The organism is Paenibacillus sp. FSL R10-2796, from assembly GCF_037965315.1.
Lineage (GTDB): Bacteria > Bacillota > Bacilli > Paenibacillales > Paenibacillaceae > Paenibacillus_AQ > Paenibacillus_AQ odorifer.
Window position 1 is genome coordinate 6,237,497 of sequence record NZ_CP150178.1, and the last position, 22,480, is coordinate 6,259,976.

17 protein-coding genes, 1 pseudogene and 1 riboswitch are annotated in these 22,480 nt (G+C 42.8%); of the genes and pseudogenes, 3 read left to right on the forward strand and 15 right to left on the reverse strand.

The features are described from left to right. Positions 1-294 precede the first annotated feature (294 nt). The 4 genes from NST58_RS27805 to NST58_RS27820 all read right to left on the reverse strand — a co-directional run bounded on the left by NST58_RS27805 (position 295) and on the right by NST58_RS27820 (position 5,012). On the reverse strand, positions 295-1,407 hold the full coding sequence (locus NST58_RS27805) for a cysteine desulfurase family protein (RefSeq protein ID WP_076221014.1): 1,113 nt from the start codon (positions 1,405-1,407) through the stop codon (positions 295-297). 35 nt (positions 1,408-1,442) lie between these two features. After that, the gene (gene mnmH, locus NST58_RS27810) at positions 1,443-2,480 is read right to left on the reverse strand and encodes a tRNA 2-selenouridine(34) synthase MnmH (protein WP_339244909.1); all 1,038 of its coding nucleotides are present in this window, start codon (positions 2,478-2,480) and stop codon (positions 1,443-1,445) included. 58 nt (positions 2,481-2,538) lie between these two features. Continuing rightward, positions 2,539-3,600, reverse strand: a complete 1,062-nt coding sequence (gene selD, locus NST58_RS27815) for a selenide, water dikinase SelD (RefSeq protein WP_076184790.1) — start codon at positions 3,598-3,600, stop codon at positions 2,539-2,541. Positions 3,601-4,202: 602 nt separating this feature from the next. Beyond that, positions 4,203-5,012: an alpha/beta hydrolase gene (locus NST58_RS27820; RefSeq protein ID WP_076130474.1), complete on the reverse strand. Its 810-nt coding sequence runs from the start codon at positions 5,010-5,012 to the stop codon at positions 4,203-4,205. 105 nt (positions 5,013-5,117) lie between these two features. Beyond that, positions 5,118-5,304: riboswitch (cyclic di-AMP (ydaO/yuaA leader) on the reverse strand. Positions 5,305-5,565: 261 nt separating this feature from the next. Between NST58_RS27820 and NST58_RS27825 the strand changes: the two are divergent. Beyond that, positions 5,566-5,661 (forward strand): annotated as a pseudogene (locus tag NST58_RS27825) (glyoxalase); the annotation flags it as partial. A gap of 77 nt (positions 5,662-5,738) precedes the next feature. On the opposite strand, the gene NST58_RS27830 reads toward NST58_RS27825, so the two are convergent. From NST58_RS27830 to NST58_RS27880, 11 genes are all read right to left on the reverse strand, one after another. Continuing rightward, positions 5,739-5,912, reverse strand: a complete 174-nt coding sequence (locus tag NST58_RS27830; protein ID WP_169744809.1) for a hypothetical protein — start codon at positions 5,910-5,912, stop codon at positions 5,739-5,741. 84 nt (positions 5,913-5,996) lie between these two features. Beyond that, complete coding sequence (locus NST58_RS27835) at positions 5,997-6,797, reverse strand: Nif3-like dinuclear metal center hexameric protein (RefSeq protein ID WP_339248805.1); 801 nt, start codon at positions 6,795-6,797, stop codon at positions 5,997-5,999. Positions 6,798-6,815: 18 nt separating this feature from the next. Further along, positions 6,816-8,870 carry an alpha-glucuronidase family glycosyl hydrolase gene (locus NST58_RS27840; protein WP_339244913.1) on the reverse strand — a complete coding sequence of 685 codons (2,055 nt, stop codon included), beginning with the start codon at positions 8,868-8,870 and terminating at the stop codon, positions 6,816-6,818. 82 nt (positions 8,871-8,952) lie between these two features. Further along, the gene (locus NST58_RS27845) at positions 8,953-9,972 is read right to left on the reverse strand and encodes an endo-1,4-beta-xylanase (RefSeq protein ID WP_339244916.1); all 1,020 of its coding nucleotides are present in this window, start codon (positions 9,970-9,972) and stop codon (positions 8,953-8,955) included. 44 nt (positions 9,973-10,016) lie between these two features. Next, a complete protein-coding gene (locus NST58_RS27850) occupies positions 10,017-11,549 on the reverse strand; it encodes a glycoside hydrolase family 43 protein (RefSeq protein WP_339244919.1) in 1,533 nt (510 codons plus the stop codon). Positions 11,550-11,596: 47 nt separating this feature from the next. Then, the gene (locus NST58_RS27855; RefSeq protein ID WP_139329891.1) at positions 11,597-12,499 is read right to left on the reverse strand and encodes a carbohydrate ABC transporter permease; all 903 of its coding nucleotides are present in this window, start codon (positions 12,497-12,499) and stop codon (positions 11,597-11,599) included. A 59-nt stretch (positions 12,500-12,558) separates the two neighbouring features. Continuing rightward, a complete protein-coding gene (locus NST58_RS27860; protein WP_076130468.1) occupies positions 12,559-13,527 on the reverse strand; it encodes an ABC transporter permease subunit in 969 nt (322 codons plus the stop codon). 87 nt (positions 13,528-13,614) lie between these two features. After that, on the reverse strand, positions 13,615-15,321 hold the full coding sequence (locus NST58_RS27865; protein ID WP_076184796.1) for a sugar ABC transporter substrate-binding protein: 1,707 nt from the start codon (positions 15,319-15,321) through the stop codon (positions 13,615-13,617). A 115-nt stretch (positions 15,322-15,436) separates the two neighbouring features. Next, positions 15,437-16,972, reverse strand: a complete 1,536-nt coding sequence (locus tag NST58_RS27870) for a response regulator (protein ID WP_339244924.1) — start codon at positions 16,970-16,972, stop codon at positions 15,437-15,439. A gap of 17 nt (positions 16,973-16,989) precedes the next feature. After that, positions 16,990-18,792 carry a sensor histidine kinase gene (locus NST58_RS27875; protein ID WP_076184836.1) on the reverse strand — a complete coding sequence of 601 codons (1,803 nt, stop codon included), beginning with the start codon at positions 18,790-18,792 and terminating at the stop codon, positions 16,990-16,992. A gap of 19 nt (positions 18,793-18,811) precedes the next feature. Continuing rightward, complete coding sequence (locus NST58_RS27880) at positions 18,812-20,350, reverse strand: response regulator (protein ID WP_076194119.1); 1,539 nt, start codon at positions 20,348-20,350, stop codon at positions 18,812-18,814. Positions 20,351-20,611: 261 nt separating this feature from the next. On the opposite strand from NST58_RS27880, the gene NST58_RS27885 reads away from it, so the two are divergent. Continuing rightward, the gene (locus NST58_RS27885) at positions 20,612-21,814 is read left to right on the forward strand and encodes an MFS transporter (protein WP_339244927.1); all 1,203 of its coding nucleotides are present in this window, start codon (positions 20,612-20,614) and stop codon (positions 21,812-21,814) included. 40 nt (positions 21,815-21,854) lie between these two features. Next, complete coding sequence (locus NST58_RS27890; RefSeq protein ID WP_339244929.1) at positions 21,855-22,472, forward strand: TetR/AcrR family transcriptional regulator; 618 nt, start codon at positions 21,855-21,857, stop codon at positions 22,470-22,472. The last annotated feature ends 8 nt before the right edge of the window (positions 22,473-22,480 follow it).

Sequence of the window (22,480 nt, forward strand, 5' to 3'; positions counted from 1 at the left end):
TAGCAACTCAAAAATAGGAAAATATTGCAAATAAGAGCGCCTGAGTCCGATAGCGAGTCCGTTCACTGGGAACCATAGTCCATTCACTGAGAATCATAGTCCGTTTACTGGGAGCCATAGCCCGTTTAGTGAGATTCGTACTCCGTTTACTGGGAGCCATAGTCCATTCACTGGGAGTCATAGTCCGTTCACTGAGAATCATAGTCCGTTCACTGAGATTCATAGTCCATTCCCTGGGATTCACACTTTGCCACTGTTTGCAAAAACGAACCTCACAACTAATACGATTTCAGCTTATAACAAATACACCTTCAACTTATCGATGACCTCATCGATTTCCGCTGTAGTCGTATATCGTCCCACACTAAAACGAACCGCCCCCCGTCCAATGTTCTCCGACACATGCATAGCCTTTAAAACAGGCGAAATCAACGTTTCACCGGAATGGCACGCCGAGCCAGTTGAAGCCGCCACAGCTTCCAGGGAATCGATAATTTCATGACCCACTGCTCCAAGAAAACTAACGTTAAGGGTGTTAGGCAAGCGCTTGTGTTTATGACCATTCAAATGAATTTTTTCGCCAAAAGACTCCTGCAGTCTTCCATAGAAATACTCCGTAACTTGCTTAACTCTTTTTCTAGAATCAGAGTCAGCAGCAAGCTCACAGGCTTTTCCTAAGCCAATAATGTAGGGTGTATTTTCTGTCCCCGCTCTTCGCCCCTGTTCATGGCCCGCACCGTGTATCAAAGGCTCAATGTGAATGCCGTCCCGAATGTACAATGCTCCAATGCCTTTGGGCGCATATAATTTATGGCCTGCAAGCGTTAGAAAATCCACTCCCAAATCCGCTACATCGAGGTCTACTTTTCCCGCAGATTGTGAAGCATCTGTATGAATAAGAATGCCCCGTTGGTGGCAGACCTCAGCTATTTCCTTAATCGGCTGGATCGTACCCGTTTCGTTATTAGAGTGCATGATGGAGACCAGAATGGTTTGGTCCGTGAGCTGCTTTTTCACATCGTCAACCTGCACCATTCCATACGAGTCAACAGGTACATAAGTCAGGTTGTATCCCATCTGCTCCAGGTACTGACAAGGTTTAATTACCGCTGGATGCTCAATAGCAGACAGGATAATGTGATTACCTTTATGGCGATACGTTTGGGCTACTCCTTTAATGACAGTATTATTAGACTCACTACCCCCACTGGTAAAAAGCACCTCACCCGGCGCACAATTCAGGAAATCAGCCACCTGTGTTCTTGCCTGCTCTATTCCGAGTTTAGCTTCCCGCCCCAAAGAATGACTGCTTGAAGGATTCCCAAAATGACCGTAAAGATAAGGGATCATAACCTCTGCTACTTCCTTATCTACTGGTGTTGTAGCGTTGTAATCTAAATAGATCATATTAAGTAAAGCCCCCTTTAACCATAACGCGAAACTTATACTTCTTGATGTTTTAAAAAAGAACGCACAGCAGTCTCAGCTTCATCCAGATTATTCACTTTAAAAGTAACTCTCTCAATGCCTTCATACTGAGTGGACGTATAATCGTATCTAGGGTCGTAGTAATACTCTAACAGCAGCGCCACAGCTTCGCCGAACAAATCCGCCTGCAAGCATCGTTCGATTTCTGCTGCAACAGGGATATGAATTCGGGATTTAATACTCCGAAATGCAGAAATACACTGCTCCTTGTACTCTTCTGGCCGGTAATCCTCAAGGATTTGCTGCACTCTGGCTTGCAAAGGCATCTCAATCCAGATCTGTGTTCCGATCTCTTTTTGCTCGGCCATAAACGGGGGCATCACTACCTTACCAATCTTTTTGCTCTCCGCTTCAAATAGTACATAAGGAGAATCCCCGATCTTAATTAACTCCTCTAAAAGAAGACTATCGAACGTTTTTTGATTGTTCGCACGAAGGCCAATCTCACCAAAAATAGAACCGCGATGACCTGCCATCCCTTCCAAATCCAGAACGGGGTAGCCTTGCGCCTTCAGGCGGTGTAACAGATTGGTTTTACCTGTGCCTGTATTTCCGTGAATCACATAAGACTTCGCCTTACATTCATAGGACTCCAATTCGTCGAGCACCCATTTACGATAAGCCTTATAGCCGCCTATCAGCCGGTAAGCATGAATATCCATTAAAGAGAGTACGGTCGCAGTTGTACGGCTGCGCATACCCCCCCTCCAGCAGAATACTGCTTTGTCTCCTTGAATCGCTGCAAATTCTTTGACAAAAGAAGGCAGTTTTGCCGCAGCAATCTCCAAACCACGTTCTTTCGCGGCCTGCACACTTGTCTGTTTATACAACGTCCCTACTTCAGCCCGTTCCTGATCATCAAAAAAGGGAATATTCAAACTATCCGGCAGCGTTGCATCTTTATATTCAGAAGGAGATCTAACATCAATAATGGTGATCTGCTTCTTGTTTTTTAACACTCTAAGTTCTTCCAGTGTAATGTCCTGAAACAATATGCTCTCTCCTCTGGTGGCTAACCTTCATAATTTGCTCTAAGCTGATATACAACAGTTATTCCACAGCAGCTATAACTGTAATCTGACCCGGATGCTCTTCCGTTACCTCTCCGATCAATGCCGCTTCTACCCCTGCATCTACTAACTCTTTTAGCAAATCTTCGCTTTGTTCAGGGGCCACAGAGATCAGCAGTCCGCCAGAAGTCACAGCGTCACATAGAATATAGCGGCTTAGTTGGTCCATCTCCTCCGGATAAAGAATGCTGCCTTCCAGATGGGCAAAGTTATTCTTAGTGCCTCCTGGAACAAATCCCTGCTCCGCAAGCTCTCTTACTCTTGGCAGCATCGGTACATCGCCTTGACGAATGATCAGGCCCGTGCCGCTCCCTTTAGCCATTTCCGAGGCATGTCCCAGTAGCCCAAATCCGGTAACATCTGTACAAGCATGTACATCATAAGGCTCCATGATTTCAGCCGCTTTTTTATTCAAAGTAGACATTACTGTCGTAAGGCGTGTGGTTTCTTCAGGAGATAGCTGATCCTTTTTAATGGAAGTTGTTAAGATCCCCACACCGATAGGCTTCGTTAGAATCAGCTTGTCTCCCACCTTGGCGCCCGCATTCGTTCTCACTTTGTCAGGATGCACAAGGCCCGTAACGGCCAATCCGAATTTGGGCTCTTTATCGTCGATGGAATGTCCGCCCACAAGAGTAGCTCCTGCTTCCTGTACTTTATCCGCTGCACCGCGCAAAATGTCACCGAGAATGCTTTTATCTAAAACAGAAATAGGAAAGGCCACAATATTAAGCACCGTAAGCGGCTTTCCACCCATCGCATAAATATCACTTAATGCATTGGCTGCTGCAATTTGACCAAATGAATAGGGATCATCCACGATCGGCGTGAAAAAATCAACAGTTTGCACTAACGCTAATTCATCACTTAAACGATACACCCCTGCATCATCACTAGTATCAAGACCTACTAGTAGATCCGGGTTAGGAACAGTTGGTGGCAGACTACGAATAACCTGCATGAGATCGGCGGGACCGATTTTGCAGCCGCAGCCCCCTTTTGAAGATAATGAAGTCAGTTTTATAGTTTCAGCTTGAGACATCATGACTCAGCTCCTTTAGTATGAATTATCTTAATCTTACACGAGTAGATCGCATTGTACAAAATGCAAGAGTAGCAGATGTGCTGCTTGTTACGCCTTCCTCTATACACTTACCATCACTACTTAGGTCTACCGTTCTTTCCCACGTCGGGTGAGCTATATTTGATGCTGTGGTAGGGTGGGGACATTAAGTGGCGTTCTAGGTACAATATGCTTGTAAATGTTCAACATCCATCGGTTAGTAAAATAACCAAAGGCTGGCTCATTCGTAGATTTTACTACTGATAAGCCAGCCTTTAATTGGATGTCCATTATATTAGGGAAATCCTCCCTAATGTTCATCGATAATCGCTTTAAAATGAGGTTTTTAGGGAATTCCTCCCTAAAAATTCATGCAAATACCCATTTATGGCTAAAAACATCCTATTATTAGGGAGGATTTCCCTAATCTACGTTCTAGGAGCCATAATCTCCTTCATTTTAGGGAGAATTCCCCTAAAGTTCTTCCCAGAAAGACGACCCATAGCCAGCTCATTCCGCCCTGGCTATGGGACGCCTATTTTCTCACTTAAACGCTTCGCTTGTGAAGGTCTCCCTATAGATCAGCTAATCTGCTGACTGCCCTGCTGCTTCTCTAAGAAACGCTGAAGAATCGCATTGAATTGCTCCGGCTGGCACAGATTACTTGGATCTAATGCGTTCGGAATAATCGCCAACTGCGCCTGCGGCAGCTGAGACACCATTTCCTTCATACAATTCACTCCAAATTCATTAAAGTCCCCCACAATACATAATGCAGGACGTTTAAAAGCCTTTAAACATCTGGTGTAATCAACATGGCTCGTAGCCAGCCTTTGCCGATATAACTCCCGGGGGCGTTTGTCCAGCAGTCCTCTTCTAATCTCATTGTAGGCCAGACTCCAGCGCTCTCGGTACATCATCCGAATCGAAGGCAACACCAGCTCGCTTGGGAGATAATACATTAGTAAACTGCAATATGCTGCCATAGTTTGTATTTTCCCTACTATTGTTGATCCGTGAGTCCTACAAAAGCTATCCGCGACCACAATGGCTTTTACACGCTCAGGATATTGTTTGGCAATATGCTGAACGACTAAGCCACCATAGGCGATTCCTACAAAAACTGCTTCACGGATACCTAGGTCATTCAACAGCATAATCAGATCCAGACATTGCGTCTCAATAATCTCATGTGGGGCCTCCAGCAGTTTACCAGACTTGCCATTCCCCCGTAAATCGCACAAAATCACTTTATATTTATCGGAAAAATACTCCAGCTGTGGTTTGAACATACTGTGTGTTAATCCATGTCCATGGATAAACACAACCGGAGTGCCAGTTCCATTGATTTCATAATAGAGCGAAGTTCCGTTCAGTTTAGCGATAGGCAAAGGTAACACCTCTTTCATAATAAATTCTACGACTATATCTGCTTAAAAACGCAGCAAAAAACCACAGAGGGATTCTCTGTGGCTATTCATCACTAAACACGCCATTCATCCTCTCTCCATACGCTTACGAGGTTAGCTGTCGGATTCGGGCAGTGAGAGTTGCCCTACCTGCAGGGATGCATATTATGCACCCGGAACAGGATTCACCCCATAACCAGTGCCGACTCTCACATCGGCTGCCAGTTGTTGGTTCCCCCGCTTTCCAGAAACGGAAATTAAGCGGATTGCTTATGTAATTGTAAATTTAAGATAATTCTCAGTTCTGAGATGAATCATACTCTTGTAAGGTTTTCTTGTAAAGGAGGGCTCTGGTCAAAATAATGTTGAAAGCAATGCTTTTCATTTCATATTAAGCATACTCTTCATTTTCTCTTTCTTTTGCTCTTGTTTACTCGTTTTCTTTAGAAAAACAGCTCTGAAGCAAGCGAAAAAGGGGGTGATTCACCAGTACTTTCCTATTTAATAAGAAACGACAATCTTCAATACCAATATTGGGCCAGTTTCTGTACCTTGGGGTGTTCGTCGTTTCTATGTCCCCGATCCGTTTGGCAAGCTTGTTAATATTATTTCACATGAACAGCACGAATGATTTCATAAAAAAGAAAAAAGCTAAGCAGAATCAGAGATCTCCCCCTGTCCACTTAGCTTCCTTTTACAATACTATGGCTACAAAAGATCGGCGTTTTTCAATGCATGCTCCCAGCTTGGAAAAAAGAACAGCGCACTTCTCATAAGCTCTGGGTCGCTTTGCTTCACTTGTTTTTTACTGATCGAGCTTCCGTCGCTTTGCAGCTTTTTGATCCGACTTAATACTTCATCAGCCTCCAAAGGAATTTCCATTGAAACACTCCTTTCTCAGTGACCTGTTTCCCTTCATTTTCTCCATAATATGTTTATTTATTCCGTACTCTTAATTTCCCCAGATTAAACCATCTGATAGATGGGTTGTTCAGCAATGAACCGGGTAGGAAGCATGGGATATTTGTCTGCTAAGATTTCAGCTAAATATTTCATCCCCGGTGCTTCACTCTCCGCATGACCTAACATGATGAGCGCTTTAGATTTGCCTTGGTGCCCTGCATCCCGCACATATTCCGGAGTCTCCCACTCTGGTCCTTCTCCAGCAATAATTAAATCAAGATTGTGATCATTAAAAAGCGGAATAGCCATCATCCCGCCTCCTCTGTAACCTACTAATATCCCTACGCGTTTGCAGGACAGAGACAGGTCACCAGCAGCGCGTACATAAGAGATGCCTAGCTTACTTTTAATATACTGAGCAGCTTCCATTACAGTCATAGCAGGAATAGTGAGAATCGTAGCAGCCGCTTGCTGCTCTTCCACATAGTCTGACCAATCCAGCTCTCGCAGCAAGCCCATCATAATCCCATCCGGCTCTTGCCGATGCCAATAATCATGATAACGAAAAATAGCTATTGGGGAATGTTCGATCAGACTTTTTTTCGCATGATAAACCGGATCACCTTCTAACCACTCGCTCGCTGCATGATGGCTATAAAATACACCTTCATGCGTGATCAGCAAATTGGCTCCTAACGCTATTGCTTGCTCCACAATATTTTGTGTGGCAGAGAAGGCCGTAATAATCCCTGTGACTTCAGTTTCCGGTTCCCCTGAGTTCAGAATATCCACAGTCCCTTCTACCTGTTCCACAGTTCCCATTAAATCTTTCAAAATCGCTCTAATCGTGAGGCTCACTATCATCATCCCTCGGTTCAAAATCTAATAAATCTTTCTGCCTTTAAGATCCTCAATTCCGCTCTTACGATAAAAATACGTATTGATCCGATCTCTCCATTCCTGCGCATGCTCTGCTTGCTCTTCAAGACGTTGCTTCACTTGCACATACAATCCACTATCCATGCTGCCTTCAAGTGATTTCCATGTTGCTAGAAGCTGTGCAGCCTGCTCTGCCCCCTCGAAATGAGTATCGTAGATATGTTGTATAACCGTTTGCCCCGATTGCAGAACATGCGTGTATGGAACATGATGGAAGAACAGCAGCAGCTCTTCTGGACAAGACGCTAGATTCTCATAATTTGATGCATTAAGACCCATATACTGTCCGCTATACCCCGTTCCCGATTTGACTGAACGATCCACACCAATGCCCTTATGATCCGCATAATGGTACGTTCCCCACTTGGCGTATTCATATCCATCCACATTCGGCCCATAATGATGATCCGGATTAACCATCCAGCCCACACCTAATGGAGCTGTGTAAGATTCGTAAATCCTCCATGAGTCCATTAACATCCCGCGAATAGCAGCCACTAGACCTTCATCAGTGCCAAAGGTAAGGCGAATCCATTCCTCAGCTATTTCTTTTGCCGTCAGCTCCGGATTCCAAATTAATCTCCCATATCCATACAGATTGGCTTGAGCTAACCCATGCCCCGTCCAGTTCATGTCATCCCCAACATTTGTTACAGCAGCCACACCATTATATTTATTTCCCCACACCGATCCGTCCACAATATGTTTCACAAGCGTAGTTTGCCCTTTGGCATAAGTATTGAAATCAAGGACTTCTTTCCACTGTGGAACGAGATAACAGAGATGCCGCTGCTGCCCCGTATATTCTTGAGCAATCTGAAACTCCATCAGATGATTGGTATGTTCCAGTGCGCCAAACAGCGGAGATACCGGTTCTCTGACTTGAAAATCCATCGGTCCATTCTTGATTTGCAGCACTACATTATCATTAAATCGGCCATCCAATGGTTTGAAATGATCATACGCTGCTCTGGCCCGATCTGTCTTACGGTCACGCCAATCCTGCTTGCAGTTATATACGAAACAACGCCAAATCACGATTCCGCCAAACGGCTCCAGTGCTTCTCCCAGCATATTAGCGCCATCGGCATGGTCACGCCCGTAAGTGAATGGCCCTGGTCGATTTTCTGAATCTGCTTTGACCACAAACCCGCCAAAATCAGGGATCACTCGATAAACCTCACCCGCCTTATCTTTCCACCATTGCCGCACCGCTGGGTCCAGTGGATCAGCTGTCTCCAATGCTCCGATCTGTATCGGGCTGGCGAAGTTAGCACTGAGGAATAGCTTAATTCCGTATACGCGGAATATTCCTGCAATTAACGCGATATCAGGCAAATATTGCTCCGTTATAAATAGAGATTCAAGCTCATGAACATTCACATTGTTAATCGAAATCGCGTTGATCCCCACAGAGGACATCAATCTGGCATAATCACGCAGCCGCTTTGTATCGTTAAGAAATTGATTGGACTCGTAAAAAAAGGACCGTCCAGCATAGCCACGTTCAATACTGCCATCAAAATTATCCCAGTGATTAATCATTCGCAGGCCGTTCACCGGATTCATAGACAAATTCAGAGCGTCTATCTCGCTTTCTGTTCCTATCAGCCGTAACAGATGGAATACGCCATACAATATTCCAACAGGCGTTGAAGCACCGACAGCGATACATTGCTCAGTAGCATTTGTACGTATAAGGAAACCTTCAGGACCCAGTGAATCGGTTCGTTCTCCTGCGAATACTCTACTAATTAATGGATTCCCCCCTTGGAAGGTTCCTATAACGATACACGGTCCTTCAGGTTTCGCTGTGAGCAGTGGCGCTTTGCCCAGCATAGAGGTCATCCCCTGTATGAATTCCGCGGCTGCCGCCTGAATCGTCTCGTTGTCCTCCGTTACTACCAACTCAACACACCAATCTATATATTGATTGTATAGAGATCCTGATTTCAGCTGACCATAATTGAGCCAAGCCTCATAAGCGGTATTTGTCATGTTTATTCCTCCCGTATAAATAACCCGCCCTGGATTGAAAAGGACGGGTTCATGATTCGCAAGCTTGAGCAGGTTACCCGCTCTATGATTTGGTGACAGCGTTAAGCAATTGGTGATACGCTGGCTTAGGATTATGCTGCTCATCGAATAGAAATGGCCAATTTTTCCGTCCCCGAACAGGGAAGCCGTCCAGCCATGTATAGTCATCCGCTGCTCCCCAGAAAGTGACTGAGCTAATCACGTCGCGGTATTCTTTCAACAGAGCAAACATCGCTTCATAGCGCTCTGCCTGTAGCTCGAGCAGTTCGGCAGGTGCAACCTTTAAATCCATTCGTTTGTCATCGAAACGGAACATGGACACATCCAGCTCTGTCAATTGGAGCTGAAGCCCTAAAGATGCATACTTCTCAATAGCAGCACGTATTTCATCTAAGTCCGGATCGTATAGATTCCAGTGGGCTTGCAATCCGACGCCATGGATCGGCACTCCTTGTTCCAGCAGCGACTTCACCATTTTATAGATTTTGTCACGCTTAAGAGGATTAGACTCGTTATAGTCGTTGTAGAATAATGAAGCCTTAGGATCGGCTTCATGAGCGAATTCAAAAGCTTTGCCGATAAACTCCGGTCCGACAATATCCAGCCACTTTGACTGGCGAAGAAGTTCTTCTCCTTCATCTGCAATAACTTCATTTACAACATCCCAAGCATAGATATCTTCCTTGTAACGCCCAACCACGGTCTGAATATGTGATTTGAGCCGTGCAAGCAATGTCTCTTTGCTTACAGGCCCGCCCTTCTTATCCTCAAACAACCAGTCCGTAGTCTGGTTATGCCAGACTAAAGTATGCCCACGCATAGCCATATGATGTTTTCGGGCGAAGGCAACCAACTGATCTGCTAGTTTAAAGTTATAACTGTCTTCAAGCGGATGCAAACTTTCAAACTTCATCTCATTCTCAGCGGTAATGCTATTGAAATGATAGGCGAGCAAATGCTCCTGTGATTGTATCGTCAACGGGTTAACGGCTGCGCCAATTTTGAAATCCTCAGCAAATATTGTTTTTAGTGCAGGTTCTGTGTAATCACTAGCTTGTCTCAACAAGTTCCCTCCTGACAAACGCATTTATATCAGTATTCGAATAATTAAGACTGATAATCGAACCAATCGAAGTAGGCAGGCACCTCAGCCACCTTGCCATGACCTGTTGCATATAATCCGATAAGAACACCCGTAAATCCATTTCCTTTTACGGCTTGAGGAGATAATGGATACGCTGCTGCTGTTGATAGCTTATTCCACTCCTGCCCATCCAAAGAATAAAGGAAGCTGTATTCGGTAAGCTCAGCCTTAACTTTCAAATAAATTCGCTCGGCAGTAGTTGGAACCTCTGCCGCTGTATGGGTTACTCCATCCATAGTCACATGAGCTGTAATCACTTTTTGCCCGTTTTTTTGAACAAGTCCAATTTCATAATGAGCATTCTCATCTAATCTGGCGCAAAGTCCAGCTTCCACATCAGCAATAGATGAAGGCATTTCAAGCAGCGTGCTCCATTCTGCCGAAGTATGCTGCTGTCTTCTGCCTACAAAAGCCACTTGGCCTACTTCACTGAGACCTGCAGATTGTCCTCGAAGAGATAACCATCCCTGTCTTTCGTTTAAGGACCAGCTTCCCTCAGCCGGATTCCGCAGAAAGGCTAATCCCAGCGGCAATACTTGATCATCAAAATCATATCTTCCACTAGTCTTAGGTTTTGGCGATTGACCAGGTACACGTGAAACCTTCATTTCCAGTCCAACTGTGTCTTCATTATTATCGATCATCGGCCATCCGTCTTCAGTCCAGCTTACGGGAGCAAGGAAAGTCTCTCTTCCAAGCACAGTGAATTTTGTATCTACTAGTCTTACTCCAAGGAATACGGCCCACCAATCCCCGTTACGATCCTCAATCAAATCGGCATGCCCTAAATACTGAATGGGATTGTCAGTACCGCTGTGCGTCAATATCGGATGCGGCAATCGTTCAAACGGTCCATAAGGAGAGGAGCTGCGGCCAATGATCTCCCGATGTTCCTTAGCCGTTCCTCCTGAAGCCGTCATGATATAGTACATTCCATTTATTTTGTACAAATGAGGGCCTTCCGTCCAAGGTCCGCCATCCCCAGTCCAGATGACAACTGGTTCTGTTAATGCTGCTCCCGTAGCGATATCTATCTCATATTGGATGGCATGGGAGTCATAATCTGCCCCCTGCTGGGTGGTTACATATACTTTTCCATCCTCATCAAACATTAGAGAAGGATCAATTCCTCCATAAGGAATACTAATCGGATCTGACCACGGACCCGCAGGGTCCGTAGCCGTAACATAGAAATTCCCTTTCCCGTGTACTTCGGTCGTTATCATGTAAAACGTTCCTTCATGATAGCGGATCGTTGGGGCAAATATCCCTCCAGAGCTCTTGCTTTTACGAGTATCCAGCTGACTTACACGATTGAGTACATGACCTATTTGTGTCCAGTGAATCAAATCCTGACTATGAAAAATAGGTACGCCAGGGAAATACTCAAAGGAGCTGCAAACTAAATAGTAGTCATCCCCTGCCCGAGTGATACTTGGATCAGGATAGAAGCCTGGAAGTATCGGATTCGTGTATGTGATTGAAGATGGGGTCATAATTTAACAGACAACCTTCCTATTACTTAATAGTGATTGCAAGCTCCTTATTCCTTCACGCTTCCTACATTTAGACCGACCACAAAATATTTCTGCATGAATGGATAAACTAGCAAAATTGGAACCGAAGCAACGATCGTAACGGCTGCCCGTATGGAGATTGGTGTAACCATGGCATGTACCGACTCCTGAGTCATCCCTGTCCCGTTATTTACACTAGGGTTACTGTTCGAGTTCATAGTAGAGGATAGCAGCTTCATTAATTCATATTGCAATGTACTCAAGTTCTGGCGGGAAGAGGTGTAGATAAACGCATCAAACCATTGGTTCCACGCACCTACTGCAACAAAAAGGGCGATGGTAGCAAGAACAGGTTTACACAAAGGGAAGACTACTTTCATGAAGATCTTGAATTCCCCGGCACCGTCGATTCTTGCAGATTCCATAAGACTTTCATGTAAGGTACCAATATAAGTACGGATAACGATCATATTAAATGCACTTACCATGGACGGGATTACATATACCCAGAACGAATTGAGCAAATGAAGATCCTTCATAAGGAAATAGTTTGGAATCAGACCCGCACTAAAATACATGGTAAGGACGAATATAAAGGTAATATGTTTGCGGAAAACATATTCTTTCCGGCTTAACGTATACGCAAGCATCGTGGTTAAAAATAGATTCAGGATCGTAGATATCACTGTTCGTGCTACCGAAATCCAAAAAGCATTATAAATTGTACCTGAGGCAAAAACCGCTTTGTAGTTCTGTATGGTCCACTCTCTAGGCCATAAATAAATGCCGCCGCGGATGGTATCATTCCCCGCATTAAAGGAGACTGCTATAGTATTCAGGAATGGATACAAGGTAACAATAACTAGACAAACCATAAATATAGTATTGAAGGTGCTGAACACTACGGGTTCGAACCTCAGATTTTTCATCCGGTTTCCAGCATTACTTTTTGGAGATTTTTGAGGAATCAATTGAGTTTTTTCCATGATTATAACAGCCTCTCTTCCCCTAGCCGCTTCGCAGTCCAGTTAGCTAATAGCAGCAACGTTACACTTACGACTGTTTTGAAAATACCACCCGCGGTAGCTAAGGAATAATTCCCTTGCGCTATACCATATTTCAATACAAATATATCAATCGTTTCCGACCAATCTACGACAAGCCCGTTTCCTAACAAGTACTGAACCTCAAATCCAGCTTCCAGTACATGTCCTACGGACATTATTAACAGGATTACAATGGTTGCTTTCATGCCCGGCAAAGTTACATGACGCATTTTCTTATACCGGTTCGCTCCATCAATCTCAGCAGCTTCATATAAAGCCGGATCAATAGAGGCGATAGCCGCCAAGTAGATGATAGTACTCCATCCGACTTCTTTCCAGACGTGTGAAGCACCTACAATACCCCAGAAATACTTCCCTTCACTCAACCAAAGGATCGGTGAATCAATGAGATGCAATTTCATGAGCACGATGTTGATAATCCCGTCATTAACCGAAAGAGAAGTAGCTACAATGCCTGTTACAATAATCCAAGAGAGGAAGTGAGGCAAGTAGGATATGGTCTGAACGGTTCTTTTCCAAAATACATTTTTGATCTCATTAAGCAGCAATGCCAGTATTATCGCAGTCACAAATCCTAGAACTAGATTAATTAGGCCCATGGCCAACGTATTGCGCAGTACTCTCAAAAAGCTATCGTCCGTAAAAAGAAACTTGAAGTGTTTTAAACCCACCCATGTTTGTTCACTAAATGCTCTAGCTGGTTTATAATCTTGGAAAGCCATCGTCCATCCCCAGATGGGAACATAAGCAAATAGTATAATATAAAGCATTAATGGAACCGACATCCAAATCAGCTGTTTCTGATTCTTAATCAAGGTCATAGTAATCGGTTGCTTCTTTTTTCTTTTAGGATGCCGGTTAACTTTTTTCCCCGTTAATATCTCATCCATATATGTTTTCTCCCCACATCATCCATATATTTCAGAAAGTGGTTGGCCTAATAAGCCACCACTTTCTGATTTTTAAGCAAGCTCTAACTATTTAACACTCCAAGTATCAAATCTCCATTTAAGCTGTTCATTGATTTTGTCTTCATAGGCTTTGACATTCGCTTTACCAATTTCTCCAACAAAGTCATTCCAAACCTTATCGAATTCTGATGGACTGGCCAAGATTGCTTTTGGCAGGTATTTGGTTCGCAATTCATTCAGCTTCGTTTCGGCAATTTTGGCATCTGAGCCTTCAACAAGATCTATGGACCAAGCTGGATAAGCTACTGGGTTCGGCTCAGGCTCGCTGAAGAAATCCACATAACTGTTGTAGCCATAAGCATCAAGGATTTCCTTGTCATACGGCTTGAGTGCAGCCCGGTATTCTTCTGGTTGAGCCGCAGCATCTGTTGAGTTTCCATCCTCAAAGAATCCTTGCAATTTCGGAGCTGTAGCATACCAAGCATCTGCTTTGTTGCTGAGCTTCCATGTAGCATCAACTGCGTTCTTCCGTTGTTCTTCATTTCTTATAAAACGGCCATTTTCCACTTGATAATCTTCACCTTCAATACCCCAAGTGAAGATTTTTTGCCAATCTTCTTGAATCAATGTATCCATTAGTTTAATAATTCTTTCAGGGTTTTTGGCATTGATACTGATCCCGAAGCCATTATTCAAGTTCAGCGCTGGGCGATCCAGATAATAATCTTTAGTGCTGGTATCAAACACAAGTGGAAGTCCTACATAAGTTCTTTCATCTTTACCTTGTGTCCGGAGTGAATCTTCTGCTGAACCAAAGTTCCAGTGCTGATCAAACATTCCCAGAACGGCTCCACTAGACAGTTTCGCCAAATATTGATCGTAGTTTTGCACAAATGTTTCTTGGTCGATAACGCCCAATTGGTTCATTTCATTAAGCTTTTGATAGTACTGCTTAGCATAGTCTTTATCTGCGAAGATTTCTGCAACGTTATCATTAACTACTACCCCGCCATCATTAGGGTGTCCGATCAGATGCTGAGGAGCGTTAAACAACCCCCAGTTTCTCCAGTCGTTGTTAAGAATTTCGAATCCGATGGTTGGCGTTCCATCGATGGTTGGATTTTTTTCTTTATATTTCACAATGAGGTCAAAATACTCGTCCAAGGTCTTCACCTGTGGGTAACCAGCATCTTTCAGGATGTCCTTCTGAATCCAGAAAGCAGGACCTGCATAATAGGTTGTATTCACTTTACCGTTATACGCACCATAATTCGGAAGCGTATAAATATGTCCATCATTCGGGTCTTTCATCATGTTCCAGTAATCTGCGTAATGCGCTTTCAAATTTGGAGCATATTGTTCAATCAAATCTTCAAGCGGGATAAAAGCTTCCGCTCCTGTCAGCTTAGTATTGGCAGTCATCAAATCCGGATAATCCTGACCGGCAATCATTACGCCTAACTTCTGGTTAAGATCCCCAGCTAAGAATTCGAAATTGAAGGATGCGCCTGTTTTTTCTTTAATCATTTTATAAATTTTATTATCTGGTGTTGGTTGCTGGCCTGCTTCTCCAAGAAAGATACTAATTTCAAAAGGTTCAATCTTCTCAGAATCTGTTCCTGCAGCAGTTGAAGTGGCTGTTTCTGCTGGTTTGTCTTCCCCTTTAGCCGTCGTATTGTTGCTGTTATTTCCTCCGCACCCTGCTAAGGTAAAGCTTAGGGATAACACAGCAATCAGACTAAGTTTCCATTTGGATATTAACTTGCCCCCCATAAAGCACCTCCATATATTTGTTGGTGTAACAATGTTGTAAGCCCTTACAAGTTAAATTATAGAGGTGATAATCTTCTGAAAATACGCCAGAATTAAAGATGTACCCCCAAAAAGTTTAGGTATTAGTGTTTTTAAATTCGTTAGGGCTCATATGCAGCTTTTTTTCAAATTGCTTGAGGAACTGACTATAATTGCCATAGCCCACTTTTTCAGCGATTTCACTATTTTTTAATTTATTTTGTTGAAGTAAATGTACTGCCTCTTTTATTCGGAGGTTATGCAGCTGTTCATTGAAATTAATACCGTTCTTCTTGATCAATAATTGGCCCAGATATACCGGGTGCAGGAAAAAAACCTCTGATAGTCTCTTAATAGTAAGACATTCGCGAAAATGCTCTTCAATATAATTGTTAATCTCCTGAACAATCCCCTGTGATTTTAGGTTTTGTTCCTTAAGAAGGATATCGATACTGGCCTCGCCGCAGAATAGCAAATTACGCATTAAGTCCGTCAAGGTGATCATTGAGTCTAACATCGCGGGGATTCTAATTTGATTAGATAAGGAGGACTCATGAACTTCACTGGCTTCCGAGGTAAACTCAATAATCTTATACATCATATGAATAACAATTTTCTTCACAACCTCTGGAGCGATGCGCTGTTCCCGGAAACTGCGGGCTGCCGAGTTCACAGCTTGGCTAAAGCCTGCGGAGTCCAGGGTGTTAATCGGTCTTATCAAGTCATCCATCAGTTGAATTTGATCATAATGATAACTAAAGGGACTATCCTTAATCTCCTGATAAGTCAGGACCGCTGCATTTTCAGAATAATAAAAATAATACATTAATGTTTCTTTCGCCATTCGGTAACTGTTCCCGATCTGAAGCAAAGAGCCTACACCAGCACCTGCTGCAATATATAAAGCTTGTTTGGGGTGTTCATTCAGCAAAGGAGTTGCAATCTGATCGATCACAGCTCCCTCAGTGGACAATGAATTGTATCCATATACGATTCCAAAACAATGACTTTCCAGATCCATCAGAAACATCGAATCTTTATCGGTTAGGAGGGCTGAGGCTTGCTCTCTGATCTCCGTATATAAAACCGGCTCTATCTGTATCAAACAAATATTCCAATGGCTTTTACCTTCCGATAGTCGGTTCAGTACCTCCTGATTCGACTGCTCAGCTTTCTCATGCAGCATTCCTTTCAGGAGAGAAACAGCCTCCTCCGCGGAGGCTATTTGATTTAAACTGCGCTTCTGAGCTTCCTGCTCCAGCTCCTGATATATCTCCAGCAATTCTTCTGCCGCCTCTTCCGGAAACACTGGCTTCATCAGATAATGATTAATTCCATAGTGTATAGCTGTCTTAGCATATTCAAACTCACTATAACCACTTAGTATGGCAAATTTGATCTCCTTAATCTCAGCTTGTTGCCAAGCTGCGACCATCTCCAGCCCATTCATTAGCGGCATATTAACATCCGTAATTACAAGATCTGGCTCTAGCTGTTTCATTAGCTCCAGCCCCTCTTTGCCATTGCTGGAGGTTCCACATACCTCAAAGCCAAGCTCCTGCCAATCAATCCACAGCTGCATCGCTTCAAGCGCACTAGGCTCATCATCGATCAATAATACTTTGTATTTCATTGGGGGTCCCTCACTTTCTAGCTATTCTTCCGTTCCAGGAGTTTTAGTGGAATGTCAAAAGTGACAATGGTCCCTTCATCCGGAACGCTGCTGATATCAAAACGGACCTGATCTTCATAGTACAATTCTAATCGGCGGTACACGTTGCGGATTCCGATATTCGTTCCCGAAGACGCTTCATTTTGAACATTACCTAATAATTCTTGCAGCTTCTCTGGCTCTATCCCTTTACCGTTATCAGAGACGGTAACTTTTAATCGTCCCTCCTCCACTAACGTCTTCACTTTTATCACACCTAGTCCCTCTATGGCCTGTAGACCATGTTTGCAGGAATTCTCAACGAGCGGCTGCATGCTTAGCTTGGGAATCTTATATTGAAGCGACTGCTCATCGATCTCAAATTGATAGTCGAATTTATCCCTGAACCGGAATTTTTCAATTTTCAAATACATCTCGATGAAAGTCATTTCTTCTTCCAAGGTAACGAGATCCTCTTTCCAGCTCAGCAGCCGTCTAAGTAATTTCGATAAACTCTTAATGATATCCGTAACATCCGAGTAATTATTTTTAGTACAGACCACCAAAATGGCATTTAACGTATTAAACAGAAAATGCGGATTCATCTGACTTTGCAGAAAATTCAGTTCAGCTCTTACTCTTTCCATCTCCAGATTATTTTTTTGAATCTCCAGTTTATATACATCATTGATCAAGGAATTAATGGTAGTGGTCATCCTGTTAAAATTACGGATCAAGCCCCCGATCTCATCCTGACCTTCATCAATCCGAATCAGCTCAAATTTCTCATTGGATACTTTCTGCATATGTCTGGACAACCGTTTCACCCGATAATTATAGGATCTTAACATCACATATAAAAAAGCGGTTGTGATTAGCGTGACAATAGACGCCAGAATCCCTGCATAAATCCGAATCTCCATTATCGCTTGGGCAATACGCTCACCTTGTGTAATTCCTATTATCCGCCAGCCTTTTATATAACTAGCTCCGCCGACGGGTACAATATGCACATCCTCCTTGCGCTCATCATCCTGCAGCTTGAACACGGGATAAGGTTCCGTGGTGCCTCTTTGATACCCGCTTTGGGCAGACATAATAATCTCGTCCTGCTCGTTAACCAGATAAAGACTCAAGTAATCTTTTTCTCTGATAATCACGTCATATATTTTACTGAGATCCAAGTCAATTCTAAGCAGCTTTTCAAATTTATTGTATGAGCTGTAAGCGTCCATTCGCTCAATAACACTCAAATAAGGCGCTGTAGAAATCACACTAGAGATGTCACTCATATGATAAGCGGCAAGAAACAGATGTTTATTCGCAGCCTTCGACTGCTTATACCATTCACTATTCATAACCTTTTCATTGATGACCTGATAGTTGCTGCCAGAAACAATGGAATCATTGTTCGTGAATACAGTAATCCGTTCAATCTGATTGTTCACCGGCATATAGCTGTTCATGCGGCCTCTTAGCTGTTCATCAAAAGTGTCATAGAATTCAATAGAGTTTCCATACGTCCGCTCAAGTAATTCATACAGGTTCTTATCAGCAGAAAGCGTATAGCTGACAGCTACCCCACCTTCAATGAAATCATGAATATCCTTTCGGGCTCTTTCTAAGGATATCTCCAGATTCTGCTGCTCTCTGGATTTGATCAGATCGGAAATCCGATCCAAAAAAACAAGGTTAATAATAATGATAGGGAGAAGAACACCTATGATATAAATAAGGGAAAATTTATAATTTAAGGGAATATCATTCACTACTTTTCTAAATCTGAATTTTTTTCTCTCCATATGAAACACCTTGCTTCCCCTAGAGCTGTTGGTTCTTATTCTCATTTTTATACACGGATGGTACTACCCCTACAAGCAGCTTAAACTTATCTATAAAATAATCAGTGTTAGAGAATCCCACCTGCACCGCTATATCCGATATCTTTAACTGTGTTCGCTTCAGCAGACTTTTTGCCTCTTCAATCCGTTTGGCATTTAGGTATTCACTAAAACCCTGACCCGTTTGCTTTCTGAACAGTTGTCCCAAATAGGTAGAATTAATATGAAATTGTTGTGCCAAATCCTGAAGCTTTAATTTATTCCGAAATTCCCGATCCACATACTGAATAACCTTGTAAATCGTATTTTGTTCATTCTGCTGCTCTAGTTCAGACAGATAGACGGCAGCCCGTTCACACAGACTTTGTACATAACGGCTTAATATAAAATAATCACTAAGCTCACCTAGATTTCCGTATTCTTGCTGAAGCTTAATCATAATCGTATCCGGGTCTCCATTCATTTGAGCTATAATTCTACAGATCGTAAGCTCTAAATGGGCCACTTTTGCTTTTACAACTTCAAGGGTCAACAGATTCTCAACGAAAGCAGTGAACGCTTCTTTTACACAAGGCTGGATCTGTTCCGTATCATTCGTTTGGACCTTATGCAGCAGCTGTCTGAAATGGTCCTCATGAGGTTCTTCCTTTTTCAGGTTCCTAAGCTCACTATAATAAAAGACCCCTCTTTTCTGCTGATGCGTTTTTCGTTTCCATACCTCAAGTGCCTGCCTATAAATCTCTCGAATCGAGCTCACCCCGACCATTCTGCTGCTAAGTGCTAAAAAGACCAGCTCCTGTGATTGTTCAGTGAGATCTGAATGCATCTGGTTGACGATAGTCTCCAGGCTCTCATTGCCGATAGAAGCAGACTGAAGAATGATCCCCGCTCTTCCCGATCCGTCTTGAAAGAAGCAGAAGTGTTCCTCGGAAAAATAATCACTTATCTGCGGTTGGAATGGATTCATAGAGGAGGCCGGTTCGATAAGAATACACATTAACTCTGCATCCGCTTGAAGCTTCAAGGTGTTTCGGGTTAGAAGCTCTAAATTTTCGTTATACTCCCCTTGGATCAGGCGGTTGATGATATTATTTACGATAAAAAATTGCTTTTTATCAAACTCCTCATTGGAAGCGATTTCATTTTGGATTATTGGAGTGATCCTGCTTAATAAAGCCTCTATTTCTTCATCATCAATGGGTTTTAATAAATATTCATTTACCCGCTGGCGCAATGCCGTACGTGCATACTTGAAGTCATCATATCCAGACAGAATCACAAATTTAGGAGGTTTCTCCATGACCTCATTCAACTTTGTAATAAGCTCAAGTCCGTTAATTACAGGCATATTAATATCCGTAAGAACCAGTTCCGGTTTATTCTCCTGGATAAGCCTCATCGCATCCGTGCCGTTTTGAGCTTCACCACAAACTTCATAACCGAATTTTTCCCAGTCGATCATCGTCCTTAGCCCCTCAAGAACCCAGGGTTCATCGTCCACGATCAGAACCTTAAGCATGATGTTCGCTCCAATCTTATTAAGATAAGCCCGCGCTTTACACCAAAATATATAGATCATGCTATCATACTTGGATAATGATGTGAATTCATAAATTTTCCTTCTTTTGTTTAAAACAGTACTTTTTTTACTTGAAAAAACGCACAAAAAACGACGTATCCTATATTTCAGATACACCTTTACAAGGACCCATCATTCCATTATCATGGTTTACATTGAGTAAAGAATTACATAGTGTAAACCATATTGGAGGGCAAAGATATGAGCAGCTTATCTAAGTCTGCTAGATTTCCACTTTTCATTCTGATGTTGAATCTATTTATCGCTTTATTAGGGCAAGGTATGGTTATTCCCATTCTACCTGAGTATCTGAAGCTGTTTAATGCGTCAGGAGCTGCTGCCGGATATCTTATTGCAGCTTTTGGAGCAGCACAGTTTATTTTTTCACCTATAGGGGGACAGCTTTCGGATAAATGGGGAAGAAAATCAATGATCATTTCCGGAATGTTTTTAACCGTGCTTTCAGATCTGATATTTGCTGTCTCTACGACATTACCCCTACTCTATATCGCAAGATTTATTGGGGGTATAGGTATCGGAATCATGGTTCCTTCCAATATGGCCTACGTCGCTGATATCACCACCCATGAAACCCGCGCTAAAGGTATGGGGTACTTGGGGGCTTCCATGAATTTGGGTATGGTACTTGGTCCAGGGTTAGGCGGCATTATCGCTGGGTTTGGCATACGGATGCCTTATTTTTTTGCGGGTGGACTTGGGCTTATCGCTACGATACTTTGTTTTTATATGCCAGAGACACTCCCAAAGGAAAAACGGAAATCCGTTAACAAATGGGCCCCTCGGGAAGCCATTCGTAATCAAATCGTAAATTCATTCCGGACGTCCTATTTCCGCTATCTGCTGCTCATTCTGATTATGACATTTGGTTTGATGAATTATGAAACGGTGTACGCCCTTTTTGTGGAACAAAAATACGGTTTTGATGCAACGAAAATCTCAATCATTATTACGGTTGGTGCTATTATAGGCATTATTGTGCAGATCTGGCTGCTTGATCATCTGATTAAGAGACTTGGCGAGATAAAGCTTATACGTATATCATTGGTGATGACCGCTATAACCTTATTGTTGATGATATTCAAGATCAATTTAGGTTATTTATTAGTTGTATCCGGTTTATTTTTTGCTTTTAATGCTTTTTTACGACCCACAGTAAGTACATTGATTGCCAACTCAGCTGGTGATCGGCAAGGATATGCTGCCGGATTAAATACAACGTATACCAGCATAGGAAACATACTTGGACCCATTTTAGCGGGATTGATGTTTGACAAACACATGGATATCCCCTATATTTTTGGGGCAATTATCCTGGCATCTGCCTTTTTCATCACCTTACAAAAACCAAAAAAAGAACAAGAAAGGAGTGTAACCCATCACTGAGAACTGGCACCAGAATTTAAAAAACAGAAACCGGGAAGAATTGATTGCTGCGGCGAAGGATCTTTTTATGAAGCAAAGCTTTCTCAAAGTTAATATTAAGGATGTCTGCGACGTGGCTGGTGTAAGCCGGGTTACCTTTTATAAGCATTTCCAGTCCATGAACGAACTGATTTTTGAGGTCCAGATGGAAATTCTGGAGAGCATGACGCAATTTGTTAGAAGCGCACCTTCTTCAATTGAAATGAATGGTAAGCAAATGCTTGCTTCGATGCTTAATGCTTGGATTGATTATGCCCGGCAACACCCAGGTTACATCAAATTCATTCTTCTATTCGATTTGCATTTTGAAGCCTATGATTACAGTAAAGAACTCAAAGAAAATTACAGAAATTTTGTGATGCGGGGTAAAGAACGACATTTCTTAATGGATGCTCTAGAGGCCGGAGTTAAAGATGGATCATTAAAATTTGATACAGAACCCTTATCCACTGCTCATTTCATCTTCACGTCTATGATGGGTTTATTGCAGAAAATGAGCCTGATTTCCAAAGACGATTTCAACAACGAACTTCAGGATATTCAAATTGCTAACCGATTTGTGGACATGTTAGTTCAGTATTTAAGTACAGAAAGTGATGAATCTCCTGCCTTGAAGTAAGGGGACCC

What these genes read in the sequence shown, in the direction of transcription:
- NST58_RS27875 (WP_076184836.1), bottom strand. Translation starts at nt 18,792, where the DNA reads ATGGAGAGAAAAAAATTCAGATTTAGAAAAGTAGTGAATGATATTCCC.
- NST58_RS27855 (WP_139329891.1), bottom strand. Translation starts at nt 12,499, where the DNA reads ATGAAAAATCTGAGGTTCGAACCCGTAGTGTTCAGCACCTTCAATACT.
- selD (WP_076184790.1), bottom strand. Translation starts at nt 3,600, where the DNA reads ATGTCTCAAGCTGAAACTATAAAACTGACTTCATTATCTTCAAAAGGG.
- NST58_RS27830 (WP_169744809.1), bottom strand. Translation starts at nt 5,912, where the DNA reads ATGGAAATTCCTTTGGAGGCTGATGAAGTATTAAGTCGGATCAAAAAG.
- NST58_RS27835 (WP_339248805.1), bottom strand. Translation starts at nt 6,797, where the DNA reads ATGATAGTGAGCCTCACGATTAGAGCGATTTTGAAAGATTTAATGGGA.
- NST58_RS27870 (WP_339244924.1), bottom strand. Translation starts at nt 16,972, where the DNA reads ATGAAATACAAAGTATTATTGATCGATGATGAGCCTAGTGCGCTTGAA.
- NST58_RS27865 (WP_076184796.1), bottom strand. Translation starts at nt 15,321, where the DNA reads ATGGGGGGCAAGTTAATATCCAAATGGAAACTTAGTCTGATTGCTGTG.
- NST58_RS27885 (WP_339244927.1), top strand. Translation starts at nt 20,612, where the DNA reads ATGAGCAGCTTATCTAAGTCTGCTAGATTTCCACTTTTCATTCTGATG.
- NST58_RS27840 (WP_339244913.1), bottom strand. Translation starts at nt 8,870, where the DNA reads ATGACAAATACCGCTTATGAGGCTTGGCTCAATTATGGTCAGCTGAAA.
- NST58_RS27805 (WP_076221014.1), bottom strand. Translation starts at nt 1,407, where the DNA reads ATGATCTATTTAGATTACAACGCTACAACACCAGTAGATAAGGAAGTA.
- NST58_RS27880 (WP_076194119.1), bottom strand. Translation starts at nt 20,350, where the DNA reads ATGCTTAAGGTTCTGATCGTGGACGATGAACCCTGGGTTCTTGAGGGG.
- NST58_RS27860 (WP_076130468.1), bottom strand. Translation starts at nt 13,527, where the DNA reads ATGGATGAGATATTAACGGGGAAAAAAGTTAACCGGCATCCTAAAAGA.
- NST58_RS27850 (WP_339244919.1), bottom strand. Translation starts at nt 11,549, where the DNA reads ATGACCCCATCTTCAATCACATACACGAATCCGATACTTCCAGGCTTC.